The sequence below is a fragment of the Microbulbifer maximicatervae (SeqCode) genome, from assembly GCF_052468155.1.
On record NZ_CP174335.1, the window covers coordinates 687,394 to 707,844 of the forward strand.

Annotated in this window: 13 protein-coding genes and 2 pseudogenes; 6 read left to right on the plus strand and 9 right to left on the minus strand. The window is 45.9% G+C overall.

Going from position 1 to position 20,451, the window contains the following annotated elements; all coding sequences use genetic code 11:
• Positions 1 to 3: 3 nt before the first annotated feature.
• From ACJJIY_RS02800 to ACJJIY_RS02810, 3 genes are all read left to right on the plus strand, one after another.
• Positions 4 to 2,175: a tetratricopeptide repeat protein gene (locus ACJJIY_RS02800; RefSeq protein WP_445359049.1), complete on the plus strand. Its 2,172-nt coding sequence runs from the start codon at positions 4 to 6 to the stop codon at positions 2,173 to 2,175.
• A gap of 289 nt (positions 2,176 to 2,464) precedes the next feature.
• Positions 2,465 to 4,144, plus strand: coding sequence for a VCBS domain-containing protein (locus ACJJIY_RS02805; protein WP_445359050.1), 1,680 nt, complete (start codon positions 2,465 to 2,467; stop codon positions 4,142 to 4,144).
• A gap of 287 nt (positions 4,145 to 4,431) precedes the next feature.
• Positions 4,432 to 4,731, plus strand: a complete 300-nt coding sequence (locus ACJJIY_RS02810) for a hypothetical protein (protein ID WP_445359051.1) — start codon at positions 4,432 to 4,434, stop codon at positions 4,729 to 4,731.
• Between the two features lie 90 nt (positions 4,732 to 4,821).
• Here the strand turns inward: ACJJIY_RS02810 and ACJJIY_RS02815 are convergent, their stop codons facing one another.
• The 4 genes from ACJJIY_RS02815 to ACJJIY_RS02830 all read right to left on the minus strand — a co-directional run bounded on the left by ACJJIY_RS02815 (position 4,822) and on the right by ACJJIY_RS02830 (position 10,939).
• Positions 4,822 to 6,333 (minus strand): tryptophan halogenase family protein, encoded by a 1,512-nt coding sequence (locus tag ACJJIY_RS02815; RefSeq protein ID WP_445359052.1) that lies wholly within the window; start codon positions 6,331 to 6,333, stop codon positions 4,822 to 4,824.
• Positions 6,334 to 6,468: 135 nt separating this feature from the next.
• Positions 6,469 to 9,309 carry a TonB-dependent receptor gene (locus ACJJIY_RS02820; protein ID WP_445359053.1) on the minus strand — a complete coding sequence of 947 codons (2,841 nt, stop codon included), beginning with the start codon at positions 9,307 to 9,309 and terminating at the stop codon, positions 6,469 to 6,471.
• 170 nt (positions 9,310 to 9,479) lie between these two features.
• The gene (glk, locus tag ACJJIY_RS02825; RefSeq protein WP_282931051.1) at positions 9,480 to 10,442 is read right to left on the minus strand and encodes a glucokinase; all 963 of its coding nucleotides are present in this window, start codon (positions 10,440 to 10,442) and stop codon (positions 9,480 to 9,482) included.
• Positions 10,443 to 10,630: 188 nt separating this feature from the next.
• The gene (locus tag ACJJIY_RS02830) at positions 10,631 to 10,939 is read right to left on the minus strand and encodes a DUF1272 domain-containing protein (RefSeq protein WP_445359054.1); all 309 of its coding nucleotides are present in this window, start codon (positions 10,937 to 10,939) and stop codon (positions 10,631 to 10,633) included.
• Positions 10,940 to 11,179: 240 nt separating this feature from the next.
• Between ACJJIY_RS02830 and ACJJIY_RS02835 the strand changes: the two genes are divergently transcribed.
• Entirely contained in the window at positions 11,180 to 13,054 is a 1,875-nt protein-coding gene (locus tag ACJJIY_RS02835) for an MFS transporter (RefSeq protein WP_445359055.1), read from the plus strand.
• A 1,097-nt stretch (positions 13,055 to 14,151) separates the two neighbouring features.
• The gene (locus ACJJIY_RS02840) at positions 14,152 to 15,459 is read left to right on the plus strand and encodes an NAD(P)/FAD-dependent oxidoreductase (RefSeq protein WP_445359056.1); all 1,308 of its coding nucleotides are present in this window, start codon (positions 14,152 to 14,154) and stop codon (positions 15,457 to 15,459) included.
• Between the two features lie 384 nt (positions 15,460 to 15,843).
• Here the strand turns inward: ACJJIY_RS02840 and ACJJIY_RS02845 are convergent.
• The 3 genes and pseudogenes from ACJJIY_RS02845 to ACJJIY_RS02855 all read right to left on the minus strand — a co-directional run.
• A pseudogene (locus tag ACJJIY_RS02845) lies at positions 15,844 to 15,963 on the minus strand (IS3 family transposase); the annotation flags it as partial.
• Positions 15,964 to 16,191: 228 nt separating this feature from the next.
• Positions 16,192 to 16,302 (minus strand): annotated as a pseudogene (locus ACJJIY_RS02850) (DDE-type integrase/transposase/recombinase); the annotation flags it as partial.
• Positions 16,303 to 17,155: 853 nt separating this feature from the next.
• Positions 17,156 to 17,869 (minus strand): cysteine hydrolase family protein, encoded by a 714-nt coding sequence (locus tag ACJJIY_RS02855; protein WP_445359057.1) that lies wholly within the window; start codon positions 17,867 to 17,869, stop codon positions 17,156 to 17,158.
• Between the two features lie 592 nt (positions 17,870 to 18,461).
• On the opposite strand from ACJJIY_RS02855, the gene ACJJIY_RS02860 reads away from it, so the two are divergent.
• Positions 18,462 to 18,635, plus strand: coding sequence for a hypothetical protein (locus ACJJIY_RS02860; protein WP_445359058.1), 174 nt, complete (start codon positions 18,462 to 18,464; stop codon positions 18,633 to 18,635).
• Between the two features lie 965 nt (positions 18,636 to 19,600).
• Here the strand turns inward: ACJJIY_RS02860 and ACJJIY_RS02865 are convergent.
• Entirely contained in the window at positions 19,601 to 19,912 is a 312-nt protein-coding gene (locus ACJJIY_RS02865; protein ID WP_445359059.1) for a cupin domain-containing protein, read from the minus strand.
• Between the two features lie 48 nt (positions 19,913 to 19,960).
• On the minus strand, positions 19,961 to 20,260 hold the full coding sequence (locus tag ACJJIY_RS02870) for a hypothetical protein (RefSeq protein WP_445359060.1): 300 nt from the start codon (positions 20,258 to 20,260) through the stop codon (positions 19,961 to 19,963).
• Positions 20,261 to 20,451: the final 191 nt, after the last annotated feature.

Sequence of the window (20,451 nt, forward strand, 5' to 3'; positions counted from 1 at the left end):
ATAATGAAAAAATTCCTTTTTGCCCCCGTTATTTACTTACTGGCCTCTTGTGCGGCCCACACTTCCATCGAACCCGGCGATAGTGAAATAAGGCTGCTAACCGAACAAATTGCTAGCGCTCCAGATACAGTTGCTTATGAGGATTTCTGGGTTGCCTATCTTGAATCTCAGCAACCCCTGAATAATATCGCGGCCAGAGAGCGCTACCAGGCGGAGCTATCCGCGATTGAATCTGGGGATAAGTCTTGTGAAGCCGTGGACTGGAAGGCCGTAACAAACAACAACATCCTGTCACTGACGCCCCATCTCAGCGCTGCAGAATGCTATGAGTCTGTGGGACAGTTAGAAGCCGCCAACTACCATAAAAACCTGTTTGAATTTATTGCTACTGGTATCCTCTCCGGACGCAGTGGTGAGTATAGCTACAGTGCCTTTGAGGTCGGGAGCTGGGCAGATGCAGAAGACCTGCTCACCATATCCGGCTATGAAATTATTGATAGCTATTTTGAATTTGCAAATAGTCGCAATGCTATATACCGCGTATATAACGTAAAGGAAGTAGGCGGCTATCAGGTATCGAAAATCTACTTCGATAATGCCCGCTTTCTACACCGACTGCTCGCGATCAGGTATCCATTTGCCGGCACATCAGATCAGCTCTATACAGATGTGATCCAGGTACTAGCCTCCACAGACTATGCTGCTCGATACGCCGAAGGCATTGTGTTTCATGCGGAGGGGCAGTATCCACAGGCTGAACAGGCTTATCTTGACGCTATTATTATGGGATCCATTTCCGCCAATATCAGTTTAGGGCGGCTGTGTCTTAGTGGCAAAACTGAAAAATTCGCAGTTAACGAGTGCGCACAATTATTTGTTGCTGCTGCGGACTTGGGGCTCGAAGAGGCGAAGGTTTACCTAGCCTATATAGCCTTTATGGGCCTGGGAATTGATCCGGACAAAGAATTAGCAACTTCACTACTCTCCAGTGCCGAACAACACTTGAAGAAAGGCCAGGCGGAGTATGAACTCTACTCCCTTTTAGCGTCAGAGGAATTTAACTCAGCGAACGAATCCGGTGCTGCACAATTCTTGCAAGCCAGCGCTAATAAAGGTTACCCCGTAGCCCACTTTACCCAGGCTATTGGTTACCTTGAGCAGAATAATTACTATCAATTTGAACAGCTTATTCAAAAAGCTTCCGATAACGGCTTTTCACCAGCCCAGTTTTTTTATGCCAGCTACCTGCTGGAGGAGAAAAAAGAAGCCAGTGAGGGCATGGCACTTCTCAATGAGGCTGCAATTGCAGGCAACCCCGCCGCACTCTTTGAGAGAGGGCGTATCACACAACTAGGCGCCCATGACCAACCGGTTAATATCAAACAATCTATCAGGGACTATCAAGCTGCGGCATATCGCAATCATCTTCCTGCACAATTAAAAATGGGGATCCTGCACTCCAAGAATATTATTGCAGATGCCAACGCCGATATTGCCTATGCCTGGTATTTATTGTGTGGACGGGCCGGCCACCTGGAGTGTATTACCAATATGGGTTACTCCGCCGAAAATGGTTATGGAGTGGAACAAAATCCGACCCATGCAGCACAACTTTATAGGCTCGCAGCTGCGGAAGGTTCAGCCAACTCCAGTGCCAGGTTGGCCGGACTCTATGAAACAGGCAGCGGAGTAGAAAAGGACCTGAAACAGGCGATCTATTATTACTCTCAAGCAGCAGAGAGAGGGTTAGCTAGCGCTATGAATAAGCTGGGGCTCATATATTTGGACTCCAGTAGTGATTCTATCAAGGACTATTCCGAGGCTCTTCATTGGTTCGAACAGGCAGCGAATCAAAATTCAAAGTGTGGATACTTTAATCAAGCCCGCATGTATGAACAGGGGCTTGGTGTAGACGTTAATCTAGATCGCGCAATGTCACTTTACGAGGAAGCCTCAAAGAGAGGGCATGGTATAGCTTCACTAAAAATTGCTGAGGCCTATAGCCAAGGCGAATCTCCAGATAAAAATCTGGATCAGATACTTTACTATTTGAAATTGGCTACAGAACAAAGTGACGACCAGCAGTTGAAACAAATCCTGGAAAACTGCGCCGACACAAGAGATTGTAATGTTTCACACTTAAAACAGTTCCTGAGTGGACTCCCTGCAGAGTAAGATTCCTTATGCGGTTAACTATTCACAGTGAATAGTTGACCGCTTTCAACTTTGCTTTGCCAACAGGCTCCCAAATTATCCTTTTCCCCACCTAATAAACCTCCAACTATTTCCCAGCCTATTTCTCCTATCTTTATTGGCAAAAAATTCCAAGGTGCGATCGATAGCACTATTTCTTATTCAAGTAAAAAACCGGCCTCAAAAGCAAGCCAGCCATCACAGAATATGATTCACAGCTCTTTATACTCCGCGCCAATTCTATTTGATTTAACGGATCTATCGAGGCGATATGACCTATTCACTGAAGTTACTCACGGCTATCAGTTTATCTGTATTTCTTAGTGCTTGCGGTGGGGGCGGAAGCTCCGATGACAACGAGCCTGACGGCAGTCCAGTAAGCAGTGATAGCGATTCAGGAGCAAACACTGACGGCGATGATGGTGATGATGGTGATGGCAATACTGGCTCTGATGATGACAGCTCCAGTTCTGATGATAATGACAATTCAGATTCGGATGACGACGACTCTGACAACGATGATTCCCCCAGCATAAGCGGGGACAGCGGCAGCGTCAGCGAAGATGTCGAGACAACAGTTTCAGGGCAACTAGTCGATAACTCAAACAGAAATCAAACCTTTGAATCCGGAAATTTCCAAGGGACCTATGGAGAGCTGGAAATATCCAGCGATGGCAGCTGGACCTATACTCTGGACAGTGAACTATCCGATCCAATTGCTGGCTCAGAGTTAGTGACCGACGCATTTAATTTAGGTATCGGCTCCAGTGATTCAGAAGCCACTATATCCATTTCCATAACCGGTTACGATGATGCCTACACGTTCAACCCCGCCAGCCCACTGGCCACTTTGATTGTTGAAGGCAAGGAATTTTCTTCAGGAACATTCCTTTTGGAGGATGTCGATGGCAATACTCCGGAGTTTGTCGAGGAAACTCTTAACGGATCCTACGGCGATTTCAAGTTATACAGCAACGGGGATTGGGAATACAGCCTGAATGATTCTGCAGACAGTTTAAACAATGGTGAAACGACAGAAGATACCATTTCATTTCAACTTAGCGATGGCACTACTCAATCGATTACCTTTTCAGTCGTCACTTTAGAGCCAGATGAAAGCAGTATCGTATTCATTTTCATGAACTTCTCTGATGCTGCACCTACAGATACCACTGATATCTCTGATATTGCAGATATGGTCTTTAACGATGAGGATTCTCTCGACAATACCTACCTAAAGAATTCATTGGGACAACTAAAATTCCTGCGCCATCGTATCAGCGACAGCTCCCTGGAGCATTACTGCTATGGGGAAGCTAGCAATGAAGATAGCTCCATTGACTGTATCAGTTACAACATTCCAGATAACCAAGACGGTGGCACTTTAAGTGTTGACAATGCGGCAGCCCGCTCCAGCCAGGGAGGAGAATATACAGACGGAGGATATACTTGGCGTGACAATGCAACAGAATGGGCGGAAGCCAATTTAGTTGATGACAATAACAACCCTATCAACCTAAGCGACTGGCGCCACCGTGTTTACATCTACCCGCCGGAGGCCAAAAGTGCTGGGCTGGTTGGGGCTGGTGTCGCCTCTGTTGGTGGTAAGTGGAGCATCGTTACCGCTTATACAGACCAGATAATCATGGGCCATGAGCTCGGCCACAATATTGGACTCAGCCATGCCGGCAATGACGACAATAATGATGGCGATACCCTCGATAGTGGCGAAAGCGAGTATGGAACAGATGGGAGCTTTATGGGGAATGCCTGGACTTCGCGCTTGTTTGGCAGTGGTCACCGAGAGTACATGGGCTGGTATGATTTATTCCCCGAATATACCCAAACGGTAACCCAAACCGCCGGCAGCACAGAAGAGGTGGAGATTGAGGCTATTGAGCTGACTGCGGGAGAAGCTCTCAGGAAATCTGCCCCAGCAGCTGAAAGTTGAGAGTGCGGGTAGTCAGAATGGGGAAGACTACTACTACGTGAACTACCATGTAGGCCATGACATACTGAACCCATCGTCTCATATGGAAAATTCAGTATCCGTTCATTATCTCGATAATAGACTCTTTAACCATGTAGCAGAACTCAAGGAGCCAGGAGATAGCTTTAGCGACTCAAATATTGGCTTAACCATTGAGTTTCAATCTGTGGCCTCAGACAAACAGTCGGCCACTATCTTAGTCAGTTACAGTGATTAGACTGTAAATCCGTTACCGTAGGATAAATACTATGAAAAAGTTCATTCTAATAGCGTTTGCATTGAGCTTCTCCCTGTTTGTACAAGCAGAGGAGATTGTAACTGGCACCTTGGAAGAAATTATCTCTGAAGATTTTGAAACGGGAAAATCCGAGCGTAAGTTTTCCCTGAAAGATGAGCAGACTGGCCGCTACTTTTTCCTGGATGCCGATGAGGCCAAGCTCAAAGGTATGAAATCTGGAGATCGGGTTAAAATTCGTGGTGAGCGTGGAGAGAAGCACATACTACGTATAAAAGAATCAGAGAAAATAGAAGTAAAGGATGGCGAATAGTCATTTATTAATTTAAAACGATTTATCTACCTATCTGATTAAAGTGGAATAGTGCTCAGAGATAAACCGAGCACTATTCCAGGTTTTCTTCTACCCCACCCTTAATTGATTTAACTGATCCATGTGCGGCATAAAGTTCAGAGCACAGCGGCGGTTAAAATCCCTGATTTCTTCCAGTTTATATTTGTGTGCAAACTCATTACCTGGACGCAACTGTTCCTGTCCCGGGTAAATCCCTTTGCCAGTCAACAGGCAATTCCAGGATACATTCGGGAAATAGACATCCAATTTTTGATCCAGTAGTTCATCAGTAATATTCTTGCCTGCCATCCAGGACATCAAGATTGAACGCAGGGAGGGAGATATCTTTTCATTAGTGCCATTGGCAATCCAATAATCCGTATCTGTTCTCGAACTAATACGGTAGTGACAGACGATATAGTCCCGCACTGCATCAAAACGAGCGCTGATACGATTATTAAAGTCATCCCTATACTTATCTGTATGATCACCGTTGTTATAGGCCTCTATAAAGCGCACAACAGTCTCCTGAACCATATCAAGCGCCGTTGCCTCCAAGGGCTCAATAAAGCCTTGGGAGAGCCCCACCGCCAGGCAGTTCTTGGCCCAGTGTTGGGCAACCCGTCCCACCTTGAACTTTAATCTACGCGCCTCGACATCACTGTCCAGCAAACCCAAGTGAGCGCGAAATTCGGTTTCTGCCTTGTCATCGTCGACAAAGCGAGAGCTGTAAACGTAGCCGTTGCCATTGCGATTAGTCAGGGGGATTTTCCAAGCCCAGCCATATTTCATCGCGGTAGAAATGGTGTGCGGGGCATACTCCCTTTCCTGGTCTGTAGCAAATACAACCGCAGAGTCGTTAAACAGACTCTCAGCGCTACTAATAAAAGGAACTTTCAAGGATTGTTGTATAAGACTTCCACGGAAGCCGGAACTGTCCACATACAGATCCGCATTGAGAACCTCACCATCAGTAGTTTTCAGGTGATCAATATTCCCCTGTGCATCGAGCATGGCGCCAGCCACTGTGGCCACCTTATAGCGAACGCCTTTCTTTTCGGCAACACTACGCAGGAACTGACCTAATAAACCAGAATCAAAATGGTAGCCATAGGCAATTTCAAAAGGGAAGTTTTCCGGTGCGACTGGAGATAATTTTTGTCGGATCATCTCAGTGGCCAGAAAGAAGTGGTCCGGGTGTCCCTCCAGATCAACGCCTTTCCTGCGCAGATAACTATTATGAAAAAATGCCGGGATAGTAAATTGGTCAGGCTGGCCGACAAAGGGATGAACATACTCGGTAAAGCCCGGTTTGACCGACCAATCCCTAAAGGTAATACCGACCTTGTAAGTAGCGTTACAAGCAGGCATCCACTCCGATTCGCTAACTCCTATAGTCTCCATAAAAGCTTTTAGTGGCGGAGTTGACCCCTCCCCCACACCAATAATCCCAATATCCGGTGATTCTACCAGGGTGATTTCAAACCCTTTATCCTGCCAATGGGTCGCCATCAGATTGGCGGTTATCCAGCCAGCGGTACCCCCACCAAGAATAATTATTTTTTTGCGTTGATTGCTCATGGCGACTCTCAAAAAATCGGCACCGCACTTATTGTCGGGCCCTTTAACATTTCAAAAAAAACCGCCCGGCAAGCGTAGCTCAGCGGGCGGTCTCTTATCACATCTTCGGGTTTACACCGAAAGAATCAGCGATACTTAGTAGCTATAGTTCAAGCCGAGATAGAACTGACGCCCAAACTCAGTGTATTCACCGAGGACGCCATCTACCCCATAAGATTTCACATCAGCTTCATTCGTCAAGTTATTACCGGATAAAACAACATCAATACCATTATCGAAGGCATAGGATATTTGTGCATCCACAGTTGTATATTCACGAGCCGGAACTACTGTAGAACTACCAGGGATTGGCATTACTTCTGTAAATTCGTCTCTATAGCGCACATTTACATGACTGCTGAAGTTCCCAACATCCCAAAATACTGTAGTACTCCAGACGTTCTCAGACAAGCCTGGTAAAGGCATTGTCTCACCAGCGAGATTACCGCCGGTAACCTCAGTCTCACTTTCTGTGTAAGAATAACTAGCGGTCATACCTAGCCCAGATAGAATTCCTGGGAGCTGATCAAAGGTTTTGGTACCAGCCAGCTCGATGCCGCGAATATAGCCACCCTTATCATTGTTCACGTAAGTTTCAAATGCACCAGCTTCAAAGCCTTCCGGAACATCGATACCTAAAGATTCAAACAAGGCTGTACGCTCAGACTGGCTGTCGAGGTAAATATACTGCTTCTCGATCAGGCTCTCGATATCTTTCCAGAAGATTGCTGCAGTAACCGCGCCACCATCTTCAAAGTAGTGTTCATAAGCTAAGTCAAATTGATTCGCACGGAAGGGATCGAGATAGGGAGATCCTTTGGTCCAAACATTATAATCATTCTCTCCCGCTGAGTTCCAAGAACCTGCACCGCCCTTTAGCTGGCCAACCGGTGGGCGCCCCATAACTTTTGCAGCGGCGAAGCGAATGTAATCTTGTTCTGATAACTCAAAGTTTAAATTTAATGAAGGCAAGGTATCAGTATATTCAGGGCCATACTCGACATGGCCATAGTCGGTGCTAGTCACGCCCAGATCATCAGTGATCGCGGTACCAAGGCCATCACCAATTTTTTGGATACCCTTTGATTTAACGTCTGTTTCGACAATGCGCACTCCAAAGTTACCGGTTACGGGTATACTTCCCAATTGGGTATCAATATTCGCCATCGCATAGTAGGCGAACACTTCTTCAGTTACTGCACCGGACTCAATGTAAGTCCAATCCTTACCATTACTGAAAGTTTTTACACCATGGTAGTTACCGGCACCAAAAATGCTTGACGCAAGACCATCCATATCAGAGATAACGAAATGATCGGGAGCACCTTCAACGGATTGAACTTTTACGAAACCATCCAGCTCTTGTGGTATGCATTCAATTTCTGAAAGGTTGTCTTCACAGTAACCGTTATACTGCCCATCGCGACTACCATACAGGAAGGTTCCACGGTCAGAATCAAAAGTTCTCTCAGAGTAACGAAGACCAGCTTCAATAGAGGCGATCGCTCCCCATTCCAAATCAAATTGGTAGTCCAGTTTGAAGGCTTCAACCTCGTCAGTGTACTCGTGAGGATACTCCTCATATCGAGAAAGACGCATGGTATCCAGGTCAGTAAAATCTACCCCAGCAAAAGCAACTGAAGGTATACCATCACCTTTCATTGAGTAAGCGAAGCTTTGATTTGCCGCTTCCTGCCAAGTCTCCAGTTCACCGCTATCGTCATACCCCAAGTCATACGCATGCATGGACACAATCTGGTCCTTGCGAGTCTTGGTGCCTTCACTGTATGAATAATCGAAAGTTAAAGTATGCTGATCAGCAAAACTCCACTCCAAATTCAAGCCAATACTGTCGCTATCTGCCTGGGTGGATTGATCTTCGGAGCGCGCTTCAAACCAGGGACCAACAATTGTATCGGTGACAGTTGCTGTGCCTGAGGTTGCAACTCCCCCATCTATCATTCCAAAAGCGGTGTAACCATCGGTATTTTCTAAGTTGCCAACAGTAATACCGTGGCGAGTATCAATCCGCTCAAATTCAGACTTGAAATAGTCAAGCTGAGCCTTGAAGTTATCTGTAGGCTGGAATACAACACTGGCCAGATAGCCATCGCGAGTATCTGTACCTGTTCCAGCCTGCCATTGGAAAGCTCGGGGTACACTTACTTCCTCTTCATCTTCCGTAGTTCCGGTGAAGTATCCGAGCTGATCGTCAGCACCTGCACGAGCTTTGGTAAAGTTGTTCGGCTGCTCAAGGTGGGAATAACCCAGGGCGACGCCCACCTTGTCATCCATAAATTTACCCATGTACGACAGGGTGACACGCTCACCGAACTCGTCGGCACCGACGTCGTCTGCTGCGTCGTTAAACGACATGCGTACATTGGCATTAAAGTTGTGTTCTTTCTCGGCGTCGAGAGGATTGGCTGTTTTCAGCTCTACAGAACCCGCTACACCACCTTCAATATGAGAGGCTTTCGGAGTCTTGTAGACCGCCGCCTGATTAATCAGCTCAGCTGGGTACTGGTCAAAAGATATCCAGCGAGTACTTTCGGTATAACCACTGGTAGAGGCCTGCTCACGACCATTCAGAGTGGTCTGCAGGAAGTCGCCGTTCATACCGCGGATATTTAGCTGTGAGGACTGACCGTTGGATCGCACGGTGGTTACGCCGGGCAGACGGCCCAGGGCATCGGCGATTGATTGGTCGGGAAGAGATGACAGCGCACCCGCATCTATCACATCGGCCACAACATCGGCGGCGCGCTTGGCTTCAACGGAGTCCAAAACGCTGGTGCGAATACCGGTAACTGTTACTTCTTCCAGTGTTTCCTGCTCCTGAGCATAGGCCCCAACCGAGGTGGACACGGAGGCCGCGATGGCAGCAGATAGCAAAGTGGGTCTGAGCGCCCCTTTACCTTTATTGGATAGACTCATCATCTTCTCCCTGGACTTATCGTTATGTTGAGACCCTGCATCCTAGGGCGGCCCCTAATCCATAACATCCTCCCCCGAGGGGGGAGGAGACGGGAAAAAGTGTGAGATCAATCACAGGTGTAATTTAATACACGTTTGTCAGGCCATAACCCAACAAAAGTACCGAGTAATTACCCCTCAAGCTGTACTGCAGCGCCAATCAGAGCCTGATAACCCGCATTCAACGCGTATACCGGAACGGCCTCCATCCATTGAGCGACACGCCCTTTCGTCAGGAAACGCTGCTCAAACTCGCTCTCAGGTAGCAGTTCAGCGATCCTGGGCAGTATACCACCCCCCAAAAATACCCCGCCACGAGCGCCCATATACAAGGCCGCATCCCCGGCCGCACTGCCGAGGAAATTGAGGAAATCTATCAGAGCTTCACGGCACAGCGGATCTGAACCTTCAAGGCCTCGGGCGCTGATATCGGGGGGCGTCAGGTCCTCAGCGATCTCTCCGTTCAGCTCGCAAACTGCGCGATAGAGATTAACCAGCCCATTGCCCGACAAAACCCATTCGTTGAAAACGGGTAGCTGGGTTTTCATCAGGATTTGCAGCAACTGCAATTCACGCTCAGTGGAGACTGTCAGGTTGGCATGCCCGCCCTCTCCCGCCAGCACATGGTATCGGCCATCGGCTTCAGCCAGTCCGGCAACACCGAGGCCGGTTCCGGGACCGAGCACCGCCATAGGGGCACCTGCCTGCCGGGGAGTATCGCGCAGTACCTGGTAATCTGATTCGGCCAGACGGGGCAGAGACTGAGCCAAGGCGGCAAAATCATTAATCAGCTCTAGGTGGGGAAAGCTAAACTCTTGCGCCAGCTCGCCGGCGTCAATAGTCCAGCCCAGATTGGTCATATAAACCTTTCCACCTGTTGGAGTCATCTCCAGCGGACCGGCTGCTGCAATACACGCCTTCTCCGGGCGCGGCTGGTTTAACCCATCGAGCCAGTGCTGTAGTGCTGCATCAAATCCCTCGAAGCGTTGGCAATCAACGACTTTGAGTTCTTCCAGCTGGTAACCCTCTGCTACAGGCTTGGCGATGGCAAATCGGGCGTTGGTCCCACCGATATCCGCTACGATACTCGTCATAGTTATCCTTCTAACTTCCCCCTAAAAAAGGCGATATAACTTAAGGCGTCAGACAAAATATTGCCAGCCCCAAAGCTTACTACAGAGGACAACTCACCCTATAAAGAAACCGCATGACCCCAGCTTGATACAGATAGACCTGCCGAAATGCATTGCTTGAAACTACCTAAATGCTTTCAGTCACCTTTTTACCTGTCCGCTGGCGGGATACCTTTTACTTGCTGAACGAATACTTGGATCTCTTCCTGGCTGTAAGGCGTATTCACCCGCTTTTTTGAAGCAGGCTGATATTCGATGCTCACCCCACTGCGCCGCGCACTTTGCGGGCGAATCGGTCGTGAACAAAAGTTACCCCCGCAGTTTGGGCACACATTATTCAGCAGCACCTCAACACAGGAGCGACAGAAGGTACACTCGTAAGTACAAATCATCGCCTCTTCTGAACTCGGTGGTAGGTCTCTATCACAGCTCTCGCAATTTGGCCTTAATTCCAACATGAATTACCTATCCTAACTTAAAACCTTTATCCAAACCGATAATTTCCATCAGTCCCTGAGCTTTATACCGTAGAATTTAATTACAACACTTCGGGCAGTTTACTGAATTCGCTATATTCAGGTACAGATTCGGATTTCAGCCAAAATGCCATAGCTACCATAGGCTTCATTGGGCCTTTAACCAGCAACCTATAGCGCCACAGACACCATGCGGAGCACTGCCCACAAGAGCGATAAATAATGGCTCAAAACCAGTTTAAGCTGCTCGGTACGCGGCGTTTCCTGCCGCTGTTTGTAACCCAGATTGTTGCAGTTTTCAGTCGTAATATGTACAAAAATGGGTTAATAGTCATACTGGCATTTCGTATGGCTGAAGAGGAAGCTAACACGCTGATCAATATTGCCATTAGCCTAATGATTCTTCCCTACTTCCTCTTTTCCTCCTTGGCAGGCCAAATCTCCGATAAGTTCGATAAAAGCAAGCTCATCAGAATCTACAAATTGACCGAAATAGGCATAGGTATCGTGGGAATTATTGCGATGTTTACCCAACATTATGCCCTGAGCCTGGTGGTCTTTTTTTGCTATGGCACATCCTCAACACTTTTCAGTGCGGCAAAGTTTTCCCTGATACCCCAGCAATTAAATAGAAGTGAGCTACTTGCTGGCAATGCATTGATCCAAATGGGATCCTTTATTGGTACCCTGACCGGAACAATTGTCGGCACTATATTGGTCGGATTTACCCATCCCGGCCAACACGGATTGACATTTATCGCGGTCACCTTGATATTCATGGCCTTCATTGGTTTTCTGGCAAGCTGCGCAATTCCCAAAGCCCCACCTTCATCCCCAAAACTGCACATCAATTGGAATCCGGTGGCACACGTCATGCGTGTCATGTACTTAGCTTGGCAAACACCTCCAGTGTTTTACTCAATTTTTGCTATTTCCTGGTTCTGGCTGACAATCACCGCATTCCTTGCGCAGATTCCCAACTTTACCCGCGATACTCTTGGTGGAAACGAAGATGTTATCACGTTCTTACTGAGCAGCCTCACTGTAGGCACTGCCTTGGGGTCGTTGCTGTGCAACTGGCTATCCCGAGGTCGTATCGAATCGGGTTTAGTGCCATTGGGTGCTATTGGCATCACCTGCGCTGGATTAGCGCTGGGTCTCCAATCCGATAGTTTTCAAACACTTCCCAACGCAAACCCGACTCAATTTTTTAACCATCATGGTTCCTATTGGATCCTTCTCAATATGGCGCTACTTGGTATTTTTGGCGGTATTTTTACTGTTCCTTTGTACGCAATGATCCAAGACCGATCAAGTGTAAAGATCCGCTCGCAGATTATCGCAATCAGCAATATGGTCAATGCGTTATTTATGGTGACAGCTACTCTCGTGAGTATCACTTTCCTGGATATCCTAAAGATCTCTATCCCCAAATATTTCATCATTATCGCTTTACTAAACCTTATTGTGGTCACCCTGATTTTTGCCAAGCTACCAGAGTTCATCATGCGCGGGCTGCTATTGCTACCAGCGCGAATCCTCTATCGAGTCAACCAGAAAGGACTGGATCAAATCCCCAGGGAAGGACCCGCCCTGATTATTAGTAATCACATCAGTTTTCTAGATCCAATAATATTAGCGGATACCGTCGAGCGTTATGTGCGCTTTATCGCACATCCTAAAATCTATAAATCCCACTTACTGCGCTGTATCTTGCATATGAGCGATGCCATTCCCATAGGCTTGGATCTCGATGATCCAAATAGCCGTGAACGCACTTACAAAACCATAGTGGAGAGCCTGGAAAATGGGGAATTACTCTGTATTTTTCCCGAGGGAAAAATCAGTGAAGATGGCGAACTGCAGCCATTCCTGAAAGATCTTGAGGAGATTTTATCGCGAAAGTCTGTTCCGGTTATTCCCATTGCCTTACATCGAGCCGGCACCCAGGACGAAAACTCAATGCAGCAGTCTAAAAAGAAAAGAAAACGACGTTTATTTCCTGAAGTTCTTGTTATCGCAGGGCAACCGGTAGAGAGCATCAATACAGATTCGAAAAGCCTGCAAAAAAAAATGCGAGATCTAAAGAAAAGCTAACAAGAATAGACGATTAAAAGGAGAATGCGCACAAAGCGCTTAATTATTAACCCAGCAAATCAATAATTCCTTTATATTTCTTGGGTCCAAGTTGCATATTTAATTAACTCATACTGTAAATAGAAATCTACACGGGGGCCTCCTTTATAGTATTTTCATGTGAGAAAGTACTTTATAGAGTTCGACTACTTCCTATGACTCAAGTACTCTCATCAAGGTGAAGCCGTTTATAAAACTCTTGGTGTGAAACATCAAATACCTACATAGGAACCTGACATCAAAGCCCCACAGACTAAGGACCGTCAACGCGAATCTTTCAGGATTACTTCCCAATTTTTCTAGGCAACCCTTTTCTTTTTGCAGTATCTCAATCTAGTTTCTTAGACTGTTTATTTCTTTATCATCACTTTGAGACTGAGATTTCGCTGTCTTTTTCATGCTAATACTGCGGCTGGGCTTCCCAACCAACTTGCCTTCTCTACTTTCAGCTGATTAGTGAGAGCTACCATTCTAGCCTTGAAATCTGCTGAGTATTCAACAATACGTTCTTCACTCAGTATTGCACCATTTTCTCCTACCCTATTCAAAAGACCGGCGTCTACTCACCGGAGGTAGGTTTCCCATGTCCTAGTGTTGCAAATGTGGACTATTAATCCGTTGCCGGGCGCGCGCCTGTGTCGCAGCTTTTTTGAAGATCCCGTGGGAATAGCAATCCCTGCTACACTAGGTCTTGATCACAGATCCACAGGCCTGTGGTGGCCTGTTCACTGCAGTGCCAGCAGACAAAGCGGAGCTGTGTGCGCGGACTACTGTAGAGCACCTCTATCATTGATGTGACCAGCAGTAATGAGAATCCACAACCAAAGGTAAGCCTACGTAGAGATGGCCACTGGCGGCAGTTACTTACCTGCGATAACCAAGCGGAACACGGCCAAGTGTGATAATCCCGTACTAGCCTACATTACTTTATCACCCTTCATTCAGGGAATTCTTGCGCCCAAATTGACGCCGGTAAACACCTATATACAAACACAATGTGAGTTATATACAGATTAGTGAGTTAACTTTTTAAGTAATAAACGGGGTGACCAACCTCCATGAAAAAGATTGTGATCATCGGTGGCGGAGCCAGTGGCCTTTATTTGGCAACTCGGCTTGGGCACCATTTCAACTCTACTCAAACACGAGGGTTTAAACATAAGGCCCCATCTGCTCAGATCACTTTAGTCGATAAGAATCGCACCCATACCTGGAAACCCCTTATCTATCGGGTAGCCGCTGGTACATTAGACACCAGTATGGATGCTCTTGAGTACCAAGTTCACGCCAGCTCTAATGGCTATGAATTCCAACTCGGCTCACTGCAGTCCCTCGACAGGAAGCGTCAAATTTTGACCCTAGGGGCGGTACTGAATGACAAAGGCTGCGAGCTAATACCTCCGCGTGAACTAGAGTACGACTATCTAGTAATCTGCGTTGGCAGCATAAGCGATGACTCCAATATAGAAGGGGTACGCGAGCACTGTATTCCCCTCGACAGCATTGAGCAGGCACACAAATTTCACAAGCACCTGCTCGATTACTTTCTATGCCTAGAAACAAACCCCGATAAAACATTACAAATTGCCATTATCGGCGGCGGCTGTACCGGAGTGGAGCTTTCTGCTGAACTGGTGGCTGCTAGTAGACACGTTAGCCAATATGGGCGTATCCGAACCGGAGCCATTGACATTACCTTAGTCGAGGCTGAGCCCCAGCTACTACCGGACTTACCGGCAAGATTAGGCAATAGCGCCGCGCGCGAACTATCTAAAATGGGGGTTCGTATACTTACCAACTGCCATATTAAAAATGTTAGTGCCAACAGCCTCACTACCGATGACGGCAAAGAGATTCCCGCAGCAATTCGAGCCTGGGTTACCAGGGTTAAGGCACCGGAATTCCTCACTCAGCTGGATGGCCTCATAACCAACCAGCGCAACCAGATAGAGGTGGAAACCACCCTGCAAAGCAAAAATGACCCCCATATCTTTGCTATAGGGGATTGCGCCGGCTGCATCGACGGTAACAATCGGCGTGTACCATCACGCGCACTCGCCGCGCAACAGATGGCCAAGCTCTGCTCCACCAACCTGGTCGCCCTGATAGAAAATAAATCCCTGGGGCACTTCCATTACCGGGATCGTGGTACGCTGGTTTCCCTTAGCACGAACACTGCTGTAGGAAACTTAAGGGGTGCTTTACTAAGAAAAAACCTTACCCTTGAGGGACGTATTGCCAGTTTGGCCTACCACTCCTTCTACCAAATGCACTTGGCGACAATTCATGGCTGGCCCAAGACCATATTGCTCTATTTACTTGGTCAAGCCAACCGCGCAATGAACCCCCGTCTTAAGTTGCACTGATAGGGATTAACTAAAAGCTATCGCAACGATAAAAGATGACTTTCCACCGAGGCCGCCTTAGTTCAGATTAATCTACACCGCCAGTTCAATAAAGCTAGTACCAATGCAGGGGATACTGACGCACCAGCAGCAAAGTATTATGGCAGTAGGTCTTCAAAGATCGGGGAACCGGCTTATTAGTAAATCGACCGTAAGAGCACCCGCCATAAAAAAGCTATGATCGCCTTCGGCGGCGCTAGCGGACTACACCTGGACATGCAGCTCGGGCACTATTTAAACTTTGCTCCAATCTTTGGGAAAAGGCACCTCGAAGCACAAGTCACTCTGGTTGATAAAAATCGCACCCACATTTGGTATTGTGGTCAACTCCAACCGGAAACTTCTTTAAACACATTTATTAAATTCGATGGGGGTCGTTTTCCCCAGTGTTGTATGTATTCTACGTGAGTTATAATAACCAATATAGGTTCTCACATCAGCTATAGAGCCCTCCCTTGTTGGATAGAGAGTCCCTGTTAACCACCCCTCGCTTCAAGCCGCTAAAAAAACGTTCAGTCGGTGCGTTGTCCCAACAATTTCCCTTACGGCTCATTGAACACACCATTTCATACTGCTTAATTAGCGTCTGTTGGATAGAGCCGGCCCTAGATCAAAATGATACAGAAGCCCCTTTGGTGGCGTATGCTAGTTGACAGCTAACATCAACGCACGGCTTACCAAAGCCACTTCCATCTAATGCTCAAGGTGCCACCCAACAATACGACGCGAGTAAAGATAAATTACTACTGACAAGTACAGCCAGCTCTGCAAAGTCCAGACGTACGTTATATCCATAGTCCAAACTTGATTTTGAGTACTCGGAGCCCCCCCTACTCAAAAAGTTCTCTCCAACCGGCAGTTGGTGCTTACTGACTGTCGTCAGTGTAAATCGCTTCTTGCGCTGTACTTCCAAACCTATTTTATTTATGATCTTGCGAACTCGACGGCCCTTAACTTCAAAGCTTTGTTTGCACAACAATCTCATTAGTCGACGGATTCCTGGGCTCTGCCTTGATTCTGGAAATAAGACCTTTAACTGCTCCTATTTACTTGAATTATCCGGCAAGCATCCTGATTGGAAGCTGCCCTGCTGACTCTTAATTAAGCTGTACTTAATTTCATTTCTATCGTAAATAAAGCACTGGATTTTTTAGGATTTATTTCTCCATATGCAACTGATTTAACTCAGCTCGTTTCTCCGTTACCAACTCCACTACCGCTTTACTCCAACTCCTTTACCCAGCCTCGTAGGTTATTGGCAGCGGTTCCTACAGTCTCTGCTGCATTAGAAATTGAATATCTCTACTCAGAGACTAGAGTTTCGGCGTCTCTATTGAATTCTGGCTTAAAATGCTGACGTGCCCCTTCTGTTGTCAGATTTCGATTCGCTTAGTAGTTTTACCATCTTAGCGAGTTGCGCGGAAGAAATAGACCACTACAATTTACTTGACCTTGGGCGCGGCTACTACGTAGTTTATCGCTTAAGAGGGTTTCCATCGTTGGCGGGTAGGAGCAAACCTTATTTTCACAGGATCTATCCATGGCATCAACCTGCTTTAGTACCTAAAACTATCCAAAGTGTCTAGGTGATGACAGGCTATTCAAAATGGCTCAGGCAGAAAATCATATTCAGAATAAGCTATCTCTAATTTATTGCTTAAGGCGAGCCATATGGTACACCCACAAAAGACAAAACCTTATGATCAGTGATATAGCCATAACCATCTTTAAATATTGAAAGTGCATGCTTAGCAAGCTTACTATTGGCACTCCAAACAGAATCTTCCAAAAGATATGTCTTGAACCGAAATGAAGCACTTTGTGCAGTAGCCAAAACACATATGTGTGTTTCCACACCAACAATAAAAATTGTATCAACCCCTAAACTTAGTAATTCCTCCTCCAGGAAGGTATCAACAAAGCCATTATAAACATGCTTTTCAACTACAACTACACTCTCATCTGCCAATTGCCAAACAGGCTCTATTATCTCCGCGCCCCAAGTATTTGACTTACAAGGGTAGTAACACCTACCTCTATTTTCCTCGCCCCGAAGAAAAGAATTACGATATTTATGATCTGGCTTAATAACTGTCTGCAACAGAAGAACAGGGATCCCTCTCTCTTTGGCAACCCTCATACATGAAATAACATTATTAACTACCTGTTCCAGATCATCACCCTTGCGGATAATTCGCGGACTCCAATCTCTACGTCGCGACGGGATTTTTAATTCAATATTACTGGAACCCCGTTGCCTGCGATCGTAATAGCCTCCCGCACAACAAAAATCGTTTTGCATATCGACAACAACCAGAGCCGCGTTGGTATTTGCTGACAGATAATTTAGCATATTGTCCTCTTCCATCATCAGCCCTACTCAAATGTTAGATATTAGGGGTACCAAAGCTGTTATAGCTGTCCCACGAAACCACAGCAGGACTATCCTATAAGTCTTAAATCGTAATACTTCGGACAGCTTTATCCAGCTATTGCCCCACAGTCACTACACCATTCGTAAACACTGAAAACTTTTCCACACATCAGATCCAGACCTAAATCGTTGAAAATTCTGTCCATGAAATGCTAGTTAAATTTATGGCGCTTCCAGCTGGCTATTTAAATAAATATTGCTTCGTCTATTGCTTCTATTTTTTTAAATTGAGGACTATCAACACTTCATTTACTCATAGATTGATAGCCTCTTTTCGTGCTGGCTGGCAGTAGATTAGACCTGTGTACTGTTTGACATCTTTGAATGAAAATTCTATTTAAAACATTGACTTATAATAGGTAATCCATGTCATCGCATCCAGTTTTGGGATGTCAAATACGGCAGGTAGTACGTGACTATATTTGTCGCCATTAATAAACTTTAGCATCACAACACGAATAGCTCTTTTCAACAAACTGACATAGACAGTCTTTGTGTAAACCTCAGCAGTATCATTAAGAGCGCCAACATGTTTAAAACGATTCAAATCGGCAACAAAGTCAACCGCTCCATCGTATCTTCTGGGGCGTTCTGTGCCTCTGTAAACACTTTTATACAGCCACCGCTCGCGTCAGATCGCCACCTGACAACGATATGTAATCTTGCCGGAATGATGGCCGAAACAGATTTCACCTTGGTGTAGGAAATAGCTGCAGGAAGATAATTAATATCTAGATCAAGGGATTTAGTGCAAGTTAGAAAGCATGGTGAGTATATAACTCATTTCGAGATCAGCCATCTTCGTCTAGGGTCTGCTGGACATCCATGGTATCAGCAATATTCGACTTCAGGTCAGTGACGCTAATCATAGATATTTAAAGGCCACGGTGTGAGGTTCCAAAAATATCATTGTAATACCACCCCATTTCCTCAGTCGTTTCTTCTGATTTACAGTTAAAACCGGCACCTATATCCATCACACATTCATGGTTGTTTAGGAAAATGTGCATGAAAATCCTGCATTGAGCTTAACGAAGTAAAAGTTACGACAAAGCTGTCAACGATTGAGTTTCTCACTGGCTAAACTGTATCGTTCCATGTTCAGAAACTTCACTTTTCCTGGAAGACCATCAGCACAGGAAACAGCATGAACATGAAATTTTTTTTAGTTTTTTGACTTGAAACTCGAACAAAAAACCTTTCACTATATCTTCCATAGACAGGTATTAAACCAAATAGGTCCAGGAACTTTATTTTCTCAATTTCTGTCTATGGTTCCCGCCCGTTTTATTTTTAAAACTATCCGAAGTATTGTGATTAGCAGCATCTACCAAAACCTGCAAAACGAGAAATATAGACCTCATATCAGATAAGGTGGGCATTAAAAATAGCTTCAGTGATATTTTTTGAATTTATGGGCTATTTGTAGTCAACCTCTATAAAGTACACAGTCCCGTTTCAATATTATTGATTCTACCGTTTTATATTCAGTGAAATTGGTATTTAAATGACAAGAAGTCGACCTATTCAGTCACATCCTTTAAAAGTAGGCACATTGCGCAAGAGACCACATGAACGCAGATCCCAATTGAGAGCCGACAGGGATCTTTTCACAGTATAACTCTAGTGTGATATCTTCCTTACGGCCCAGCAGGAAATAAAATTTTCCTAAATACTGCCCTCCGACTCCACTACCAAAATGCGGGCCTCTCCGATAGGGTGTGCAACATGCTCGGTTCCTTCAGAGGCATAAAATATATCACCAGATTCCAACAGGGTGGACTCTGTCCTCCCCCCAGTTTTAAAAAACATCTCCACGCAGCCATCGAGTACAGCAAAAACCTCTTTTCCATCGTTGACATGCCAAACATAAGGCTTATCACTCCAATGCAACCTGATGGTAATTCCATTCATATTGGTGATTAATTTAGATGCCCAGGGCTTTTCACCTGTAAAATCCCTACTTCGAAAAATATCCACAGCTTCAACTCTAATTATATATTTCGATTTATGATTCAAGAATAACTATTATTCTCTGTCAGCCTCCACTGGCACCTGTGAATTTTCACTAACAGCTTCATCACAGGTCTCACCGCCAAATTCATCCACTCGCCTTACGCCAAAAGTTACCGTCGGCGGTATTCCCATTCCCAGGTCAATATCGGCAACCCGGTAATTACAGCCCTTGGCTTTCAAAATAGCATTGACCTTTTCCTGCTTTTCAACGGCCTTAATCACAGTATTTGCTAGGACTTCATCGCTGCTGAATGCAGTTACTGACTCGTTAACTTTTTCACCAAGCTCCTTAGCTTTTTCAAAAATTCCCATAAGGCTTCCTCTCTCCCCTAATTATTGAACGGAGAAATCATAGGTGAAATATCAAAGAGAGGAAACTGGATAGTATCACTCCATACGGTAACTCACCCCTACCCTAAATGCTTAACATACCTTTGTTCCAAATTGGTCCGCCACCATCGACTTCTTGCCCTCTAATTCAGAAGCCTTGGTCACGCTCTCCC

What these genes read in the sequence shown, in the direction of transcription:
- ACJJIY_RS02820 (WP_445359053.1), bottom strand. Translation starts at nt 9,309, where the DNA reads ATGAGTCTATCCAATAAAGGTAAAGGGGCGCTCAGACCCACTTTGCTA.
- ACJJIY_RS02830 (WP_445359054.1), bottom strand. Translation starts at nt 10,939, where the DNA reads ATGTTGGAATTAAGGCCAAATTGCGAGAGCTGTGATAGAGACCTACCA.
- ACJJIY_RS02840 (WP_445359056.1), top strand. Translation starts at nt 14,152, where the DNA reads ATGAAAAAGATTGTGATCATCGGTGGCGGAGCCAGTGGCCTTTATTTG.
- ACJJIY_RS02810 (WP_445359051.1), top strand. Translation starts at nt 4,432, where the DNA reads ATGAAAAAGTTCATTCTAATAGCGTTTGCATTGAGCTTCTCCCTGTTT.
- ACJJIY_RS02835 (WP_445359055.1), top strand. Translation starts at nt 11,180, where the DNA reads ATGGCTCAAAACCAGTTTAAGCTGCTCGGTACGCGGCGTTTCCTGCCG.
- ACJJIY_RS02805 (WP_445359050.1), top strand. Translation starts at nt 2,465, where the DNA reads ATGACCTATTCACTGAAGTTACTCACGGCTATCAGTTTATCTGTATTT.
- ACJJIY_RS02800 (WP_445359049.1), top strand. Translation starts at nt 4, where the DNA reads ATGAAAAAATTCCTTTTTGCCCCCGTTATTTACTTACTGGCCTCTTGT.
- ACJJIY_RS02855 (WP_445359057.1), bottom strand. Translation starts at nt 17,869, where the DNA reads ATGATGGAAGAGGACAATATGCTAAATTATCTGTCAGCAAATACCAAC.
- glk (WP_282931051.1), bottom strand. Translation starts at nt 10,442, where the DNA reads ATGACGAGTATCGTAGCGGATATCGGTGGGACCAACGCCCGATTTGCC.
- ACJJIY_RS02860 (WP_445359058.1), top strand. Translation starts at nt 18,462, where the DNA reads ATGTTTAAAACGATTCAAATCGGCAACAAAGTCAACCGCTCCATCGTA.
- ACJJIY_RS02870 (WP_445359060.1), bottom strand. Translation starts at nt 20,260, where the DNA reads ATGGGAATTTTTGAAAAAGCTAAGGAGCTTGGTGAAAAAGTTAACGAG.
- ACJJIY_RS02815 (WP_445359052.1), bottom strand. Translation starts at nt 6,333, where the DNA reads ATGAGCAATCAACGCAAAAAAATAATTATTCTTGGTGGGGGTACCGCT.